The following is a 13,672-nucleotide window of genomic DNA, read 5'->3' as shown; positions in this document are numbered from 1 at the left end:
ACCACTTTCCCGGCAGCTCCCGGAGCGGACCACCCTTCAGACGACATCATCGCACTCGTGCGTGAACTTGTGACGCGAGAGTCGCCCACCCGAGATGTCGAGGCGAGCCGCACCATCGCCGATCTCCTCACCGAATGGTTCGAGGGCGTCGGCGGGGAGGTCCGTCAGGAGACGACCGCCGCGGGAACGGATCTCGTCATCGACGTCGCCGGCGCCGGCGATCCGTACCTCCTGATCGGTCACACCGACACCGTGTGGCCGGCAGGCACCCTCGACGGCGTGCTGCCCTGGTCTGAGCAGGGCGACGTCGTGCGCGGGCCCGGCGCCTACGACATGAAGGCCGGGATCGTGGTCATGCTCGAGGCCTTGCGACGACTCCAGCCACTCCCGCGCGAACGCCGCCGGGCCGTGCGCATCGTCCTGGTCGCCGACGAGGAGGTCGGCTCGCCCGAGTCCGGCCCCCTCCTCGCCGAACGCGCACGCGGAGCCGTCGCCGCCATCGGATTCGAGTCGCCGCATCCGGACGGCGCCCTCAAGGTCGGCAGGCGCGGGAGCGCGCGGGTCAGGGTCGCGGTCACCGGGCGCGCCGCACATGCCGCTCTCGACCCCGAGCACGGAGTGTCCGCCGTGGACGAGCTCGTCGATCAGCTGATGCGCGTGCGGGAGATCGTCGCGGATCCCGCCCTGCCGGGGCCCGTGCTCTGCAATGTCGGGACGATTTCCGGTGGGGCCCGCGCCAACGTGATCCCCGCGCAGGCGCAGGCGGAGATCGGTCTCCGCTTCACCGATCCGGTCACCGAGGAGCGCGTTATGCGGGCACTCACGTCGCTTGCGCATCTCCGCGCCGGCGCGGAGATCGTCGTCGAGACCCTGAGCGCCCGCCCTGCCTGGGCCGCCTCCTCGCAGGACGCCGCGCTGGTGGCGACCATCGAACGGTCTGCCGCCAGCGTCGGACAGCACGTCGAGGCACGTCCGGCGGCCGGCGCGGGCGACACCAATCTTCTCGGCGCCCTCGGGCTGCCCACGGTCGACGGATTCGGACCCCGCGGGGGCGGCGCGCATGCGGAGGACGAGCACTTCCTGCGCTCCTCCCTCGGCGAGCGCGTCGAACTCCTGCGTGCCGTGCTCACCCTGCCCGCGGAGTGAGGATACGATTCCCGTTTGCGCCCTGATCACGCTGGCCCCAGGGATACGTTCCGGATCTCGGAACGGAAATACTGCATAGCTGAACACCCTTCGCGTGGGGCGCATCCTTGCATCCGCATGTTTCCGCGCTGTTACACCCGGAAAGCAACCTGCGCCCAGATGTCGACTTGCGAAAAATCTTCGACGATACGCAACGAATCCCTTGACCCCGGGGCAGACTTCCGCTTGCATGGTCTCCACCGACCCGGCTTCATCGTGGATCCGGGCGGCGCCCGAAGGGACTTCTTCTATGCGTCTTGCCCCCCGCTCCAGAACAGCACGAAGTCTGACCGCCGCTGCGATCGCCTCCGCGCTGCTCATCGCTGCTCCCGCCGGTGCCGCTCAGGCGCAGTCCGTGAGTGCCGCGACCGAATCCCCCGCCTCCGAGACCACGCTGCGCATCGCGACGTCCGGCTTCGTCGACACGTTCAACCCGTTCATCTCGATCTACCTGACGCCGACGAACATCATCCGCTACGTGTACGAGTCCCTCGTGCAGAATGACGCCGAGGACGGTTCCCCCACCAAGGGCCTCGCCGATTCCTGGGAAGCCACCGACGGCGGTCAGACCTGGACCTTCACCCTGCAGGACGACCTGAAGTGGTCGGACGGCGAGCCCATCACCTCCGCCGATGTGAAGTACACCTACGACCAGATGATGACCGTGCCGGCGCTGGCGACGGCGAACGGCAACCTCGTCTCCAACTTCGACTCGGTCGAGACCCCCGACGACAAGACCGTCGTGATCTCCCTCAAGACTCCGCAGGCGCCCAACCCCGGTTCCGAGATCCCGATCGTCCCGCAGCACATCTGGGAGGCGGTCGACGACCCCACCACGTTCGCGAACGACTCCGAGGTGGTCGGCTCCGGCCCCTTCGTCCTGGACAGCTACTCGGCCAACCAGTCGATCGTGCTCAAGGCGAACAAGAACTTCTGGCGTGGCGCCCCCAAGATCGATGCGATCCAGTACGTGTACTACACCAACTCGGACGCTCAGGTGCAGGCGCTGAAGGCCGGCGACGTCGACCTCGTCTCGGGTCTCACCCCGACGCAGTTCGAGGCGCTCGACGGCGTCGAGGGCGTCACCACCCATTCCGGGATCGGCCGCCGCTATCACTCGATCAGCATCAACCTGGGACAGCAGACCCGCGAGAACGTGCCCTACGGCACCGGTAACGCGGCGCTGAAGGACCTCGAGGTCCGCCAAGCGATCCGCCTCGGCACCGACACGGAGACGCTGCTCGACAAGGTGCTCTCCGGCGAGGGCGTGCAGGCCACCAGCTTCATCCCCGCGTCCTTCCCGAAGTGGCACCTCTCGGACGACGACGAGGTGATCGTCGGGTTCGACCCCGATGCAGCGAAGGCGAAGCTCGACGACGCGGGCTGGGTGCCCGCTGCCGACGGCATCAGGGAGAAGGACGGACAGCGTCTGAGCCTGCGCCTGCTGACGGATGCCGACGACTCGAACGAGCAGTCCATCGCCGAGTTCTTCGTCCCGTGGATGAAGGACATCGGGATCGAGATCGCCGTCGAGTCGACCGACTCGGACACCATCAGCGCGAAGGCCACGTCGGGCGACTACGACCTGTACTTCAGCGGATGGTCCGTCAACCCCGACCCCGACTACCAGCTCGGCATCAACACCTGCATGAACCTGCCCACGGCGACCGACGGCACCGGCGGCACCACGCAGGACGGCTACTGCAACCCCGAGTTCGACGAGCTGTATGCCCAGCAGCGCTCGGAGACCGACGAGGAGAAGCGCCAGGAGATCGTGCACGACATGCTGGCGCTGAACTACACCGACACGGCACAGGTCGCCACCTGGTACGCCAACTCGCTCGAGGCCTACCGCTCCGACCGCTTCACCGGCTTCACGCTGCAGCCCAAGGACGGCGGCATCATCGCGAACCAGGCCGGCTACTGGGGCTACCTCACGGTGGAGCCCGTCGAGGGCGCGACCGCCAGCGGCACCGGCACGAACACCGGACTCATCATCGGAGGCATCGTGGTGGGAGTGGTCCTCATCGGAGGACTCGTCTTCTTCCTGATCCGTCGTCGCAACATCGCCGACGTCGAATGAGTCCAGCGAGACGCCGCGGGCGGCGGACATCCGTCCCCGCGGCGTCTCCCGGTCCGCTGTAAGGAGACTCCATGTCGAACGCGGTTCCCCCCTCCACATCCGCCATCGCCACCAGCGCCGCCGCCGAGGAGCAGCCGCGAGGCCTCGGCGGCCTCCGCTACTTCCTGGTCAAGCTGGGCGGCGCGGCCATCAGCATGGCGATGGTCATCCTCCTCGGATTCTTCGCCTTCAAGATCCTGCCCGGAGACCCGGTCGCATCGATCGCGCGCGAGCGCGGCATGAGTGCCGAGCAGGTGGCGCAGCTGCGCGAGCAGCTCGGCCTGAACAAGCCCCTGTGGCAGCAGTTCCTCGACTACCTCGGCAACGTCTTCACGCTGAACTTCGGCACGAGCTACGTGTACCGCACCTCGGTCTCCGAACTCATCGGCATGTACTTCTGGAACACGATCCTCCTCACCGGCACCGCGGCGATCATCGCCATCGCCCTCGGCCTGTGGCTCGGACAGAAGGCCGCGTGGAAGCACGGCTCGACCTTCGACCGCATCGTCTCGGGCACCTCGTTGGTGTTCTGGTCGGTCCCGACGTTCTGGCTCGCCCTGCTGCTGCTGATGATCTTCGGCGGCACGCTGCACTGGTTCCCCACCGGCGGGATGGTCTCCCCCAACCCGCCCACCGATCCCGTCGGCGCCGTCCTCGACGTGATCTCGCACATGGTCCTGCCGGTGATCACGATGGTCGCCGTGGTCTATGCGCAGTACCTGATGGTGATGCGCAGCTCGCTCCTGGAGGAGATGGGCGCCGACTACCTCACGACCGCGCGCGCGAAGGGGCTGCGGGAAGACCTCGTGCGTCGCCGCCATGCCGTCCCCAACGCCCTGCTCCCGACCGTCACGCTCGTCTTCATGCACATCGGCGGGCTGATCGCCGGGGCGGTGACGGTGGAGACCGTGTTCTCGTGGCCCGGTCTGGGCAAGCTCACCTTCGAGGCCATCTCCGGTCCCGACCTCCCCCTCTTGCAGGGCACCTTCGTGGTGTTCTCCACGATCATCATCGTGATGAACCTCATCGCGGACCTCATCTACCGTCAGCTCGACCCGAGGGTGAGGCGCGCATGAGCACGGCATCCACTTCCATCCGCTCGCCCCGCGCCCTCGCCTGGCACCGTCGCGGGGCGGCGTTCGCCGACTTCTGCCGCCAGTTCGTGCACCACCGCGCGGGCATGGTCGGTCTGATCTTCCTGATCATCGTCGCGGCGGTGGCCATCCTGGCGCCGGTGATCGCACCGTCGAGCATGCTCGACGTCACCAAGCTCGTCGACCCGGAGCGGTTCGCGCCGCCCTCGTGGCAGCATCCGCTCGGTACCGACCAGCAGGGCCGCGAGATCTGGGTCCGCATGGTGTGGGGGGCGCGCGTCTCGCTTCTGGTCGGACTCGCGGCCACCGCCATGTCGATGGTCATCGGCACACTCGTCGGGCTCTCCGCCGGTCACTTCACCGGCTTCTTCGGCGGCCTGATGATGCGCATCATCGACTTCTTCCTCGTGCTGCCCTCGCTCATCCTCGCGATCGTGCTCTCCTCGGTGCTCAGCCGCGGTGTCTGGACGATCATCATCGCGATCGGACTCACCTCCTGGGCGGGCACGGCGCGCGTGGTCCGGGCGCAGACCCTGTCGATCGAATCGCGCGACTACATCGAGCGCTCGCGGGCCCTCGGCGCCGGTCACTGGCACATCATCATCAAGCACCTCCTCCCCGGCGTGCTGCCTCTGGTGCTCGCCAACACCACACTCACGGTGGGTTCGGCGATCATCTCCGAGTCCACGCTGGCGTTCCTCGGGCTCGGCGACACCACGCTGCAGTCCTGGGGCTCGATCCTGAAGAACGCGATGGACGTGTCGGCGGCGACCAGCGGCTACTGGTGGTACGTGCTCGTGCCCGGTATCGCGATCGTCCTGGTGGTGCTGTCGTTCACCCTGATGGGCCGCGCCGTCGAGAACATCACGAACCCGACGCTGAGGAGCCGATGACATGCCCGATCTGATCTTCGACGACGTCTCGATCACCTACCGCACCGCCGGGCGCGCCGGCCGGGACGAGGTCGCCGCCGTCCGCAACGTCTCGCTGACGCTGCCGGCGGGCCAGACGCTCGGCATCGCCGGGGAGTCGGGTTCCGGCAAATCGACCCTGGCGATGAGCGTGCTGCGCCTGCTCCCCCACAACGCACGCCTGAGCGGCCGCGTGCTCCTGGGCGACCAGGACGTCGCCGAGCTCTCCTTCGGCCAGCTGCGCGCGGTGCGCTGGGCGCAGACCTCCATCGTGTTCCAGGGGGCGATGCACTCGCTGAACCCGGTGCGGACCGTGGGCTGGCAGCTGCTCGAGGCTCTGGAGCTGCATGCATCGGATCGCTGGAAGACCGAGAAGGGCCGCAAGCAGCGCATGGCGGAGCTGCTGGAGGTCGTCGACCTCCCGCAGCAGAAGGCCGAGTCGTACCCGCACGAACTCTCCGGCGGTCAGAAGCAGCGGGTGATGATCGCGATGGCACTGGCGTGCGACCCCGAGGTCATCATCGCCGACGAGCCGACGACCGCTCTCGATGTCATCGTGCAGAAGCAGATCCTCGACATGATCTCGCGGCTCGTCTCCGAGCGCGGCATCTCGATGCTGATGATCAGCCACGACCTCTCGGTCCTCGCGACGGCGTGCCAGCGCATCGCCATCATGCGCGACGGCGAACTCGTCGAGGTCGGTGAGAGCTACGCCGTCTGCACGCGTCCGACGCAGGACTACACCCGGCAGCTGGCCGATGCCTTCCCCACGATCGGCGATCCGGCCTCCCGCCTGGCGCCGGTCACCCGGCACGGGCAGGGCGCCGAAGAGGTGCCGGACATCGCCCACGGCGACGAGGTGCTGCTGGAGGCGCGCGGCGTCAACGTCACCTATCGCTCCGGCAGTCGGCCCGTGCACGCCGTGCGCGACGTCGACCTCACCGTGCGTCGAGGCGAGATCGTCGCCCTGGTCGGCCAATCCGGATCGGGCAAGTCGACGCTCGCCCGGGCGCTCATGGGTCTGCAGCCCGCCGACCCCGGCTCCCGGATCCTGTTCGACGGAGCCGAGATGCCGACCAAGGGCCGCGACCTCGCGCATTTCCGCTCCCAGGTGCAGCTCGTGCTCCAGGACCCCTGGGCCGCGCTCAACCCGAAGCACAGCGTGTACGAGTCGGTCGCCGAAGGTCTGCGGGTGCAGCGCTTCACGGGCGACGAACGTGCGCGCGTGGCCCAGAGCCTCACGGATGCCGAGATGACGCCGCCGGAGAGGTTCTTCAGCGCCATCCCGCAGGAGCTCAGCGGCGGGCAGCGCCAGCGCGTGGTGATCGCCGGAGCCCTCGCCGTGCAACCGCAGATGCTCATCGCCGACGAACCCGTCGCTTCGCTCGACGCCTCGGTGCGGGGAGAGATCCTCGGCCTGCTGCTCGACCTGCGCCGGCGGCTCGGACTCTCCGCGCTCGTCATCACGCACGACCTGGGCCTCGCCTGGAACATCGCTCACAGCGTCGCCGTCATGTACCGCGGGGAGATCGTCGAACGGGGCACGACCGAGGAGGTCCTGTTGAATCCGCAGCACGAGTACACCCGGCATCTGCTCTCCGCCGCACCGCGCATCGAGGAGCAGCCGGCGTGACGACCTCTCCCTACCTCGACTCCGCGCCGCTGCAGCCCGGGGACACGGTGGCGATCGTCTCGCCGTCGGGGCCCGGCAACGAGGAGAACACGCAGCGCGCCGTCGACTACTACGAGTCGTGGGGTCTGCGGGTGCGGGTGGGCGAGCACGTGCTCACCCCGCACCCGCGCGCGTCGTACCTCGCCGGTCCCGACGACGTGCGCCGTTCGGATCTCGTCGATGCGTGGATGGACCCGGACGTGGACGCCGTCGTGGCCGCCCGAGGCGGGTACGGGGCACTGCGGCTGCTCGACGGCATCGACTGGGCGGAGATGCGCCGCGGGGCACTGCGGCGCGACGGTCGCCCGAAGCTCCTCACCGGCTCCTCCGACATCACCGCGCTGCACGAGGCCGTGCGGGCGCACCTGGACCTGGCGACGCTGTTCTGCCCGATGGCGGGCAACAACGTCTTCCGCGACTCCGAACAGGTGCGCGACGACGTGCAGCGGTGGTTGTTCGAGCCCTGGCGCGGACGCGAGCTGATCGGCCCGAAGACCGAGGTGATGACGCCGGGGCGTGCGGTCGGGCGTTTCACCGGCGGCAACCTGAGCCTGCTCGCCGCAGGGCTCGGCGCCCCCGAGGCGGCCGTGCCCGCTCCCGGCATCCTGTTCCTCGAGGACATCACCGAGGAGCCCTACCGGCTCGACGGCTTCGTGACGCAGCTGCGGAGGGCGGGGCGGCTCGCGCAGGCGAACGCCATCGTGCTGGGCTCCTGGCATGAATGCGGCGACCTCGAGCTCGTACACGCCCTCATGTGCGACGAGTTCCAGGATGCGGGTGTGCCCGTGCTGTGGGAGCAGGGCTTCGGACACGACCCGCACGCCCTGACGATCCCTCTCGGCGTCGACGGCGTCCTCGATGCCATGACGGACGAACCGCGACTCACGGTGGGAGTGCCCGGATGATCGCCGTACCCACGCTCGATCCCCGCGTCACCTGGTCGGTGCGGGTGATCGACGCCGACAGCGGCGCCACCCTCGCCGAGCACGAACCGCACGTGCAGTGCGAGACCGCCAGCATCGGCAAGGTCTTCCTCCTGCTCGAAGTCGCGCGCCGACTCGAAGACGGCACGCTCGATCCGGATCAGCCGGTCGCCATCCCGGAGGAGCACCGGGTGGAGGACTCCGGCCTGCTCTACCGGATGCGGGGCCAGCGCATCGGCGTGCACGACGCCGCCCTCCTCGTCGGCGCGGTGAGCGACAACCTCGCCACGAACGCCCTCATCCACCTGTGCGGGCTCGAGTCCGTGCGCGCCGTCGCGCCGGCCCTCGGATACACGCAGAGCTCGCTGCACGACTACATCCGCAACGAGCGCACCCCCGATCTGCCCTGGACACCGTCGTACGGCACCGCGGCGGAGCTGGCCGACCTGATGCACCGCCTCGGTGCCGGCGAGGCCTTCTCCCCCGCAGTGAGCGCACGCGTGCTCGACTGGCTGGCCGCCGACACCGACACGTCGATGACAGCCGATGCCTTCCTGCTCGACCCCCTCGCCCACGTCGACGCCGAGTACCAGGGCATGGTCCTGCGGCACAAGACCGGCAGCGTCGGATTCGCCCGCGTCGACACCGGCCTGCTCCGCGGCCCCGTCGCCGCCGTCGCCTACGCGGTGGCCGCGAACTGGAAGCAGAGCCCGACCGATCTGCGAGCGCCCGTCATCGACGGCATGAGAGACCTCGGAGAACGGATCCGGCTGCATGTCACCGGACTCGCGCGTGACGAGGCGCTTGCATGAGCGTCATCGACACGGAGCTGCCCGCCGACCACGGCGCGGTGTGGTCGGTGCTGGTGAAGGACATCGACTCCGGCGAGGTGCTGCTCGAACATGCGCCCGCGACGGTGCTCGACACCGCGAGCGTCGGCAAGATCTTCCTCCTGCATCGGCTGCTCACCGAGGTCGATGCCGGCACACGGAGCCTGGAGGAGCGCGTGACGCGCCGCCCCGTGGAGTCCATCGACGACTCCGGGCTCTGGTACCTGCTGCAGGCGGCCGAGCTGTCGCTCTACGACGTGGCCGCACTCATCGGTGCGGTCAGCGACAACGCCGCGACGAACACCCTGGGTCGCGTGATCGGGATCCCCGTGGTCCAGGAGCACGCGCGCGCCCTCGGCTACACGTCCTCCGCGCTGGACGACATCGTGCGATGGCCGATCCCGCCCGGCGCTCCGACGACGCTGTCGCATGCGAGCGCCACCGAGCTGGTGCGATTCATGACGCGTCTCGCCGACGGGACCGACCTGACCCCGGCATCGGCCGACACCCTCCGACGCTGGCTCGGCGCGGGGATGGACCTGTCGATGGTCGCGTCCGCCTTCGACCTCGACCCCCTCGCACACTGGGGCTTCGACCGCGGCATCTGGCTGCTCAACAAGACCGGCACGATCTCGCGGGTGCGCGCCGATACCGGCATCGTGATGTCGCCGCATCGCCGGATCGCCTATGCGGTGCTGGCGAACTGGGACCGCGGCGCAGACGGGCGGGGGCCGGTGCTGGCCGCGATGCGCAGGATCGGCGAGGGCATTCGCAGCGCGCTCGCCGGGTGAGTCCAGAGTTCAGACGGCTCCGGCGCGGGCGAGTCTCTCCCGGACCCGGTCGACGGGAACCGCACGCGCGGTCCGACCCTCGGGTCCGACGGTCGTCTCGGCGGCGAGCACGGAGTTGATCAGCGCCTCCTCCACGGCATCCATAGTGGCGGCGAACAGCGGGGACAGCTCGTCGTCCGCCAGCGGACCGCCGAGCGCCGGGTCGTGCACCGAGAACGCGATCGCGTAGTCGCCGCTGCCCTGCGCGTAATCGGCACCGACGCCCCGCATCGCGAACACCGCACGGCCTGCCACGCGTCCGAGCTGGCGACCATCCACGGGAGCATCCGTCGCGACGACGATCATGCACGAATTGCCGACGGGCTGAGCTGCGGTCTCGGCCAGCAGCTCCTCCGCGGGGAGCGGCACTCCCGCGATCCGCAACGTCCCGCTGAAGTTGGTCTGCACCAGGACACCGACCGTGCGCGTCTGTCCTGCGACGTCGACGAGCCGGGATGACGTGCCGATGCCGCCCTTGTAGCCGAGGGCGACCGTCCCCGCGCCCGCCCCGACACACCCCTCCGCGACGGGACCGGCGGCCGCCGCCTCCAACGCCTGGACCACCTGCTCCTCGCCGACGGCCCGGCGCCGGATGTCGGAGAGGAAGCCGTCGTTGGTCTCCCCCACGACCGGATTCAGCGTGGTCGTCCGCGCGTGCTCCGGGGTCGCCAGCAGGTGTGCGAGCAGCGCATCGGCGACGCGGAAGACCGACAGGGTCGATGTGAGGAGGATTGGGGTCTCCAGGGCGGCGAGCTCACGGAGCTGCGTGGCGCCGACGAGCTTGCCGTAGCCGTTGCCGACCGAGAGGTTCGCGGGGAGGCTGCGGCGCTCCCCGGTCAGGGCATCGGGCACGATCGCGGTGACCCCGGTGTGGAGACCGTCGCCGTGCAGCGTGGCGTGCCCGACCCGGACACCGCCGACATCGGTGATGGCGTTCTGCGCACCGCGCGCGAACGCCCCTGACGAGACACCGAGGTCGGCGAGGCGGGGACGGGAGGAGGCGGTCGACAGCGGTGTCATGCTCCGATCCTTCCAGGGGCGGAGCAGCGCACATCCGCGCCGCGCCGGACGACTCCGCCGTGTCCAGCCGGCCTTCGGATCGCTCGGTAGACTGGGCGGAACACCCACACTCAGGCACGCTCACACAGTGCCGCATACATCGCTCGAGGAGACCTCCATGCCTGCTTCCGAATCAACTCCCACCGGGATTCCCGACAAGCCCGCACTCGAAGGTCTCGAAGCGAAGTGGGACGCCGCCTGGGCGGAGCAGGGCACCTACCTGTTCGACCGTCTGCGCGCGGCACAGGCCGGCCGTGAGGGCGTGTACTCGATCGACACCCCGCCGCCGACGGCATCCGGCAGCCTGCACATCGGACACGTGTTCTCGTACACGCACACCGACGTCAAGGCGCGATACGAGCGCATGCGCGGCAAGACCGTGTTCTACCCGATGGGCTGGGATGACAACGGCCTTCCCACCGAGCGCCGGGTGCAGAACTACTACGGTGTGCGGTGCGACCCGTCGCTCCCCTACGACGCCGACTTCACGCCCCCGTTCGAGGGCGGCGACAACAAGTCCAGCCGTGCTGCCGACCAGCAGCCCATCAGCCGCCGCAACTTCATCGAGCTGTGCGAGCGCCTCACGATCGAGGACGAGAAGCAGTTCGAGGCGCTGTTCCGTCAGCTCGGATTGAGCGTGGACTGGACCCAGACCTACCGCACGATCTCGGACGACACGATCCGCCAGAGCCAGCTCGCATTCCTGCGCAACATCGAGCGCGGCGAGGCCTACCAGGCTCTCGCGCCGACCCTGTGGGACATCGACTTCCGCTCCGCCATCGCGCAGGCCGAGCTCGAGGACCGCGACCAGCAGGCCGCGTACCACACCATGGAATTCCCCTTCGCGGACGGCTCCGGATCGATCGCGATCGACACCACACGCCCCGAGCTGCTGCCGGCGTGCATCGCCCTCGTCACGCACCCCGAGGGGCCGCACAAGCACCTCATCGGGACGAAGGTGAAGACGCCGTTCTTCGGCGCCGAGATCGAGATCCACGGACACCACCTCGCCCAGCCCGACAAGGGCACGGGAGCGGCGATGGTCTGCACCTTCGGTGACGTCACCGACATCGTCTGGTGGCGCGAGCTGCGCACCACCGAGAACGAGCCGCTGCCGAACATGACCACGATCGGCCTGGACGGACGCTTCCTCCCCGAGGCGCCCTCGTCCGTCGAGAACCCGGATGCGATCTCCTGGTACACCGAGGAGCTCGCGGGCAAGACCGTCTTCAGCGCGCGCAAGGCCATCGTCGAGAAGCTGCAGGAGACCGGCGACATGACGGCGGTCGGCAAGCCGTTCAACCACGCGGTGAAGTTCTTCGAGAAGGGCGACCGCCCGCTCGAGATCGTGTCGACCCGCCAGTGGTACATCCGCAACGGCGCCCGCGACGGCGAGCTGCGCGACACCCTCATCGCACACGGACAGGAACTCGCCTGGCACCCGGAGTTCATGCGCGTGCGCTACGAGAACTGGGTCGGCGGCCTCACCGGCGACTGGCTCGTGTCGCGCCAGCGGTTCTTCGGAGTGCCGATCCCGCTCTGGTACGCCCTCGACGAGAACGGCGAGCGGGACTACGACCGCGTGCTCACCCCCGACGCGGCGACGCTCCCGATCGACCCGACCACCGATGTTCCCGCCGGATACAGCGAGGACCAGCGCGGCGTGGCCGGCGGCTTCGACGCCGAGGCCGACATCCTCGACACCTGGGCGACGTCGTCGCTCACCCCGCAGCTGGCCGGTGGCTGGCAGCGCGACGAGGAGCTCTGGAACCTCACCGCACCGTTCGACCTGCGCCCGCAGGGCCAGGACATCATCCGCACCTGGCTGTTCTCGACGATGCTGCGCTCGACGCTCGAAGACGACCGGACGCCGTGGCGCAATGCCGCGATCTCCGGCTTCATCGTCGACCCCGACCGCAAGAAGATGTCGAAGTCCAAGGGCAACGTGGTCACCCCGGCCGATGTGCTCGAGGCCCACGGCTCCGATGCGGTGCGCTACTGGGCCGCCTCGAGCCGCCTCGGTATGGATGCCGCGTTCGACCCGCAGAACCCGACGCAGGTGAAGATCGGTCGACGCCTCGCCATCAAGGTGCTCAACGCGGCCAAGTTCGTGCTGTCCTTCCCCGTGCCCGAGGGCGCACAGGTCACGCATGCCCTGGATGCATCGATGCTGAGCGCGCTCGACGGTGTGGTGACCGAGGCGACCAAGGCGTTCGACCGGTACGACGCGGCGCGCGCGCTGGAGTTGACCGAGGCGTTCTTCTGGACCTTCTGCGACGACTACCTCGAGCTCGTGAAGGAGCGCGCCTACAACCAGGCCGATGTGGGTCAGGCGTCCGCAGCGCTCTCGCTGCGCCTTGCCCTGTCGACGCTCCTCCGCCTGCTCGCCCCCGTGCTGTCGTTCGCGGCCGAGGAGTCCTGGTCCTGGTTCGAGGAAGGGTCCGTGCACACGGCGAAGTGGCCCACGCCGCTCGGCATCGACGGCGAGCCGGCCGTGCTCGCCGCCGCCAGCGAGGCGCTGATCGGCATCCGCCGTGCGAAGACCGAGGCGAAGGCGTCGCAGAAGACTCCGGTCTCGCGCGCCGCGATCGCTGCTCCCGCCGCGAAGCTCGAGGCGCTCCGCGCCGCCGCCGACGACCTCCGCGCCGTCGGCCGCATCGCCGAGCTCGAGTTCAGCGAGGCCGAGGAGTTCGCGGTCACCGCGATCGAGCTCGCGCCGGGCGAGGGTTCCTGATGCAGCTCGGCACGCGATGGGCCGCGGGATCCGAGGCACCCGCCTCGGTCCCCGCATCCCTGCGCCCGGCGATCGCCGAGGTGGAGGCGAAGGGTCTCACCGGCCACTGGACCCTCACCTGGCTCGAGGGTCGCGCCATCGCCGAGCTCGACGCCGGCTGGGAGGTCTTCCAGACCGCTTCCGGCGAGATCGTCGCCCGCCCCTTCGCCGACTGAGTCGGCCCGCGCCGGCGAACTGCTCCGGTCGATGATGAGACCCCCGTGACTCCGCTTCCGCGGATGCACGGGGGTCTCTACGTCCTACCGAGTCCGG

The 13,672-nt window shown here is 69.3% G+C and carries 11 protein-coding genes; 10 read left to right on the top strand and 1 reads right to left on the bottom strand.

Going from position 1 to position 13,672, the window contains the following annotated elements; translation table 11 throughout:
• Positions 1–57: 57 nt before the first annotated feature.
• The 8 genes from AC6CHX_RS00910 to AC6CHX_RS00875 all read left to right on the top strand — a co-directional run bounded on the left by AC6CHX_RS00910 (position 58) and on the right by AC6CHX_RS00875 (position 9,528).
• Positions 58–1,146 carry a M20/M25/M40 family metallo-hydrolase gene (locus tag AC6CHX_RS00910; RefSeq protein ID WP_498271299.1) on the top strand — a complete coding sequence of 363 codons (1,089 nt, stop codon included), beginning with the start codon at positions 58–60 and terminating at the stop codon, positions 1,144–1,146.
• Between the two features lie 289 nt (positions 1,147–1,435).
• Positions 1,436–3,268, top strand: a complete 1,833-nt coding sequence (locus tag AC6CHX_RS00905; protein WP_498271298.1) for an ABC transporter substrate-binding protein — start codon at positions 1,436–1,438, stop codon at positions 3,266–3,268.
• 71 nt (positions 3,269–3,339) lie between these two features.
• Positions 3,340–4,383, top strand: a complete 1,044-nt coding sequence (locus tag AC6CHX_RS00900; RefSeq protein WP_498271297.1) for an ABC transporter permease — start codon at positions 3,340–3,342, stop codon at positions 4,381–4,383.
• Positions 4,380–5,294, top strand: a complete 915-nt coding sequence (locus tag AC6CHX_RS00895) for an ABC transporter permease (RefSeq protein ID WP_498271296.1) — start codon at positions 4,380–4,382, stop codon at positions 5,292–5,294. The genes AC6CHX_RS00900 and AC6CHX_RS00895 overlap by 4 nt, the downstream gene beginning before the upstream one ends.
• Position 5,295: 1 nt before the next feature.
• Positions 5,296–6,945, top strand: a complete 1,650-nt coding sequence (locus tag AC6CHX_RS00890) for an ATP-binding cassette domain-containing protein (RefSeq protein ID WP_498271295.1) — start codon at positions 5,296–5,298, stop codon at positions 6,943–6,945.
• Positions 6,942–7,889 carry a S66 peptidase family protein gene (locus tag AC6CHX_RS00885; RefSeq protein WP_498271294.1) on the top strand — a complete coding sequence of 316 codons (948 nt, stop codon included), beginning with the start codon at positions 6,942–6,944 and terminating at the stop codon, positions 7,887–7,889. The genes AC6CHX_RS00890 and AC6CHX_RS00885 overlap by 4 nt, the downstream gene beginning before the upstream one ends.
• A complete protein-coding gene (locus tag AC6CHX_RS00880) occupies positions 7,886–8,719 on the top strand; it encodes a serine hydrolase (protein ID WP_498271293.1) in 834 nt (277 codons plus the stop codon). The genes AC6CHX_RS00885 and AC6CHX_RS00880 overlap by 4 nt, the downstream gene beginning before the upstream one ends.
• On the top strand, positions 8,716–9,528 hold the full coding sequence (locus AC6CHX_RS00875; protein WP_498271292.1) for a serine hydrolase: 813 nt from the start codon (positions 8,716–8,718) through the stop codon (positions 9,526–9,528). The genes AC6CHX_RS00880 and AC6CHX_RS00875 overlap by 4 nt, the downstream gene beginning before the upstream one ends.
• 9 nt (positions 9,529–9,537) lie before the next feature.
• Here AC6CHX_RS00875 and AC6CHX_RS00870 read toward each other — a convergent pair whose 3' ends face one another.
• Positions 9,538–10,587, bottom strand: a complete 1,050-nt coding sequence (locus tag AC6CHX_RS00870; protein WP_498271291.1) for a P1 family peptidase — start codon at positions 10,585–10,587, stop codon at positions 9,538–9,540.
• 157 nt (positions 10,588–10,744) lie between these two features.
• Here AC6CHX_RS00870 and valS point away from each other — a divergent pair, with 157 nt between their 5' ends.
• Together valS and AC6CHX_RS00860 are read left to right on the top strand one after the other, a co-directional pair.
• Entirely contained in the window at positions 10,745–13,360 is a 2,616-nt protein-coding gene (gene valS, locus AC6CHX_RS00865; protein WP_498271290.1) for a valine--tRNA ligase, read from the top strand.
• Positions 13,360–13,575 carry a hypothetical protein gene (locus AC6CHX_RS00860; RefSeq protein WP_376106657.1) on the top strand — a complete coding sequence of 72 codons (216 nt, stop codon included), beginning with the start codon at positions 13,360–13,362 and terminating at the stop codon, positions 13,573–13,575. The genes valS and AC6CHX_RS00860 overlap by 1 nt, the downstream gene beginning before the upstream one ends.
• Positions 13,576–13,672: the final 97 nt, after the last annotated feature.

It is taken from the genome of Microbacterium sp. GQ128 (genome assembly GCF_059758615.1).
The sequence above is the reverse complement of the archived record's forward strand: the minus strand, read 5'-3'. Positions and strand labels throughout refer to the sequence as shown.

What these genes read in the sequence shown, in the direction of transcription:
- AC6CHX_RS00870 (WP_498271291.1), bottom strand. Translation starts at nt 10,587, where the DNA reads ATGACACCGCTGTCGACCGCCTCCTCCCGTCCCCGCCTCGCCGACCTC.
- AC6CHX_RS00880 (WP_498271293.1), top strand. Translation starts at nt 7,886, where the DNA reads ATGATCGCCGTACCCACGCTCGATCCCCGCGTCACCTGGTCGGTGCGG.
- valS (WP_498271290.1), top strand. Translation starts at nt 10,745, where the DNA reads ATGCCTGCTTCCGAATCAACTCCCACCGGGATTCCCGACAAGCCCGCA.
- AC6CHX_RS00890 (WP_498271295.1), top strand. Translation starts at nt 5,296, where the DNA reads ATGCCCGATCTGATCTTCGACGACGTCTCGATCACCTACCGCACCGCC.
- AC6CHX_RS00875 (WP_498271292.1), top strand. Translation starts at nt 8,716, where the DNA reads ATGAGCGTCATCGACACGGAGCTGCCCGCCGACCACGGCGCGGTGTGG.
- AC6CHX_RS00895 (WP_498271296.1), top strand. Translation starts at nt 4,380, where the DNA reads ATGAGCACGGCATCCACTTCCATCCGCTCGCCCCGCGCCCTCGCCTGG.
- AC6CHX_RS00900 (WP_498271297.1), top strand. Translation starts at nt 3,340, where the DNA reads ATGTCGAACGCGGTTCCCCCCTCCACATCCGCCATCGCCACCAGCGCC.
- AC6CHX_RS00905 (WP_498271298.1), top strand. Translation starts at nt 1,436, where the DNA reads ATGCGTCTTGCCCCCCGCTCCAGAACAGCACGAAGTCTGACCGCCGCT.
- AC6CHX_RS00860 (WP_376106657.1), top strand. Translation starts at nt 13,360, where the DNA reads ATGCAGCTCGGCACGCGATGGGCCGCGGGATCCGAGGCACCCGCCTCG.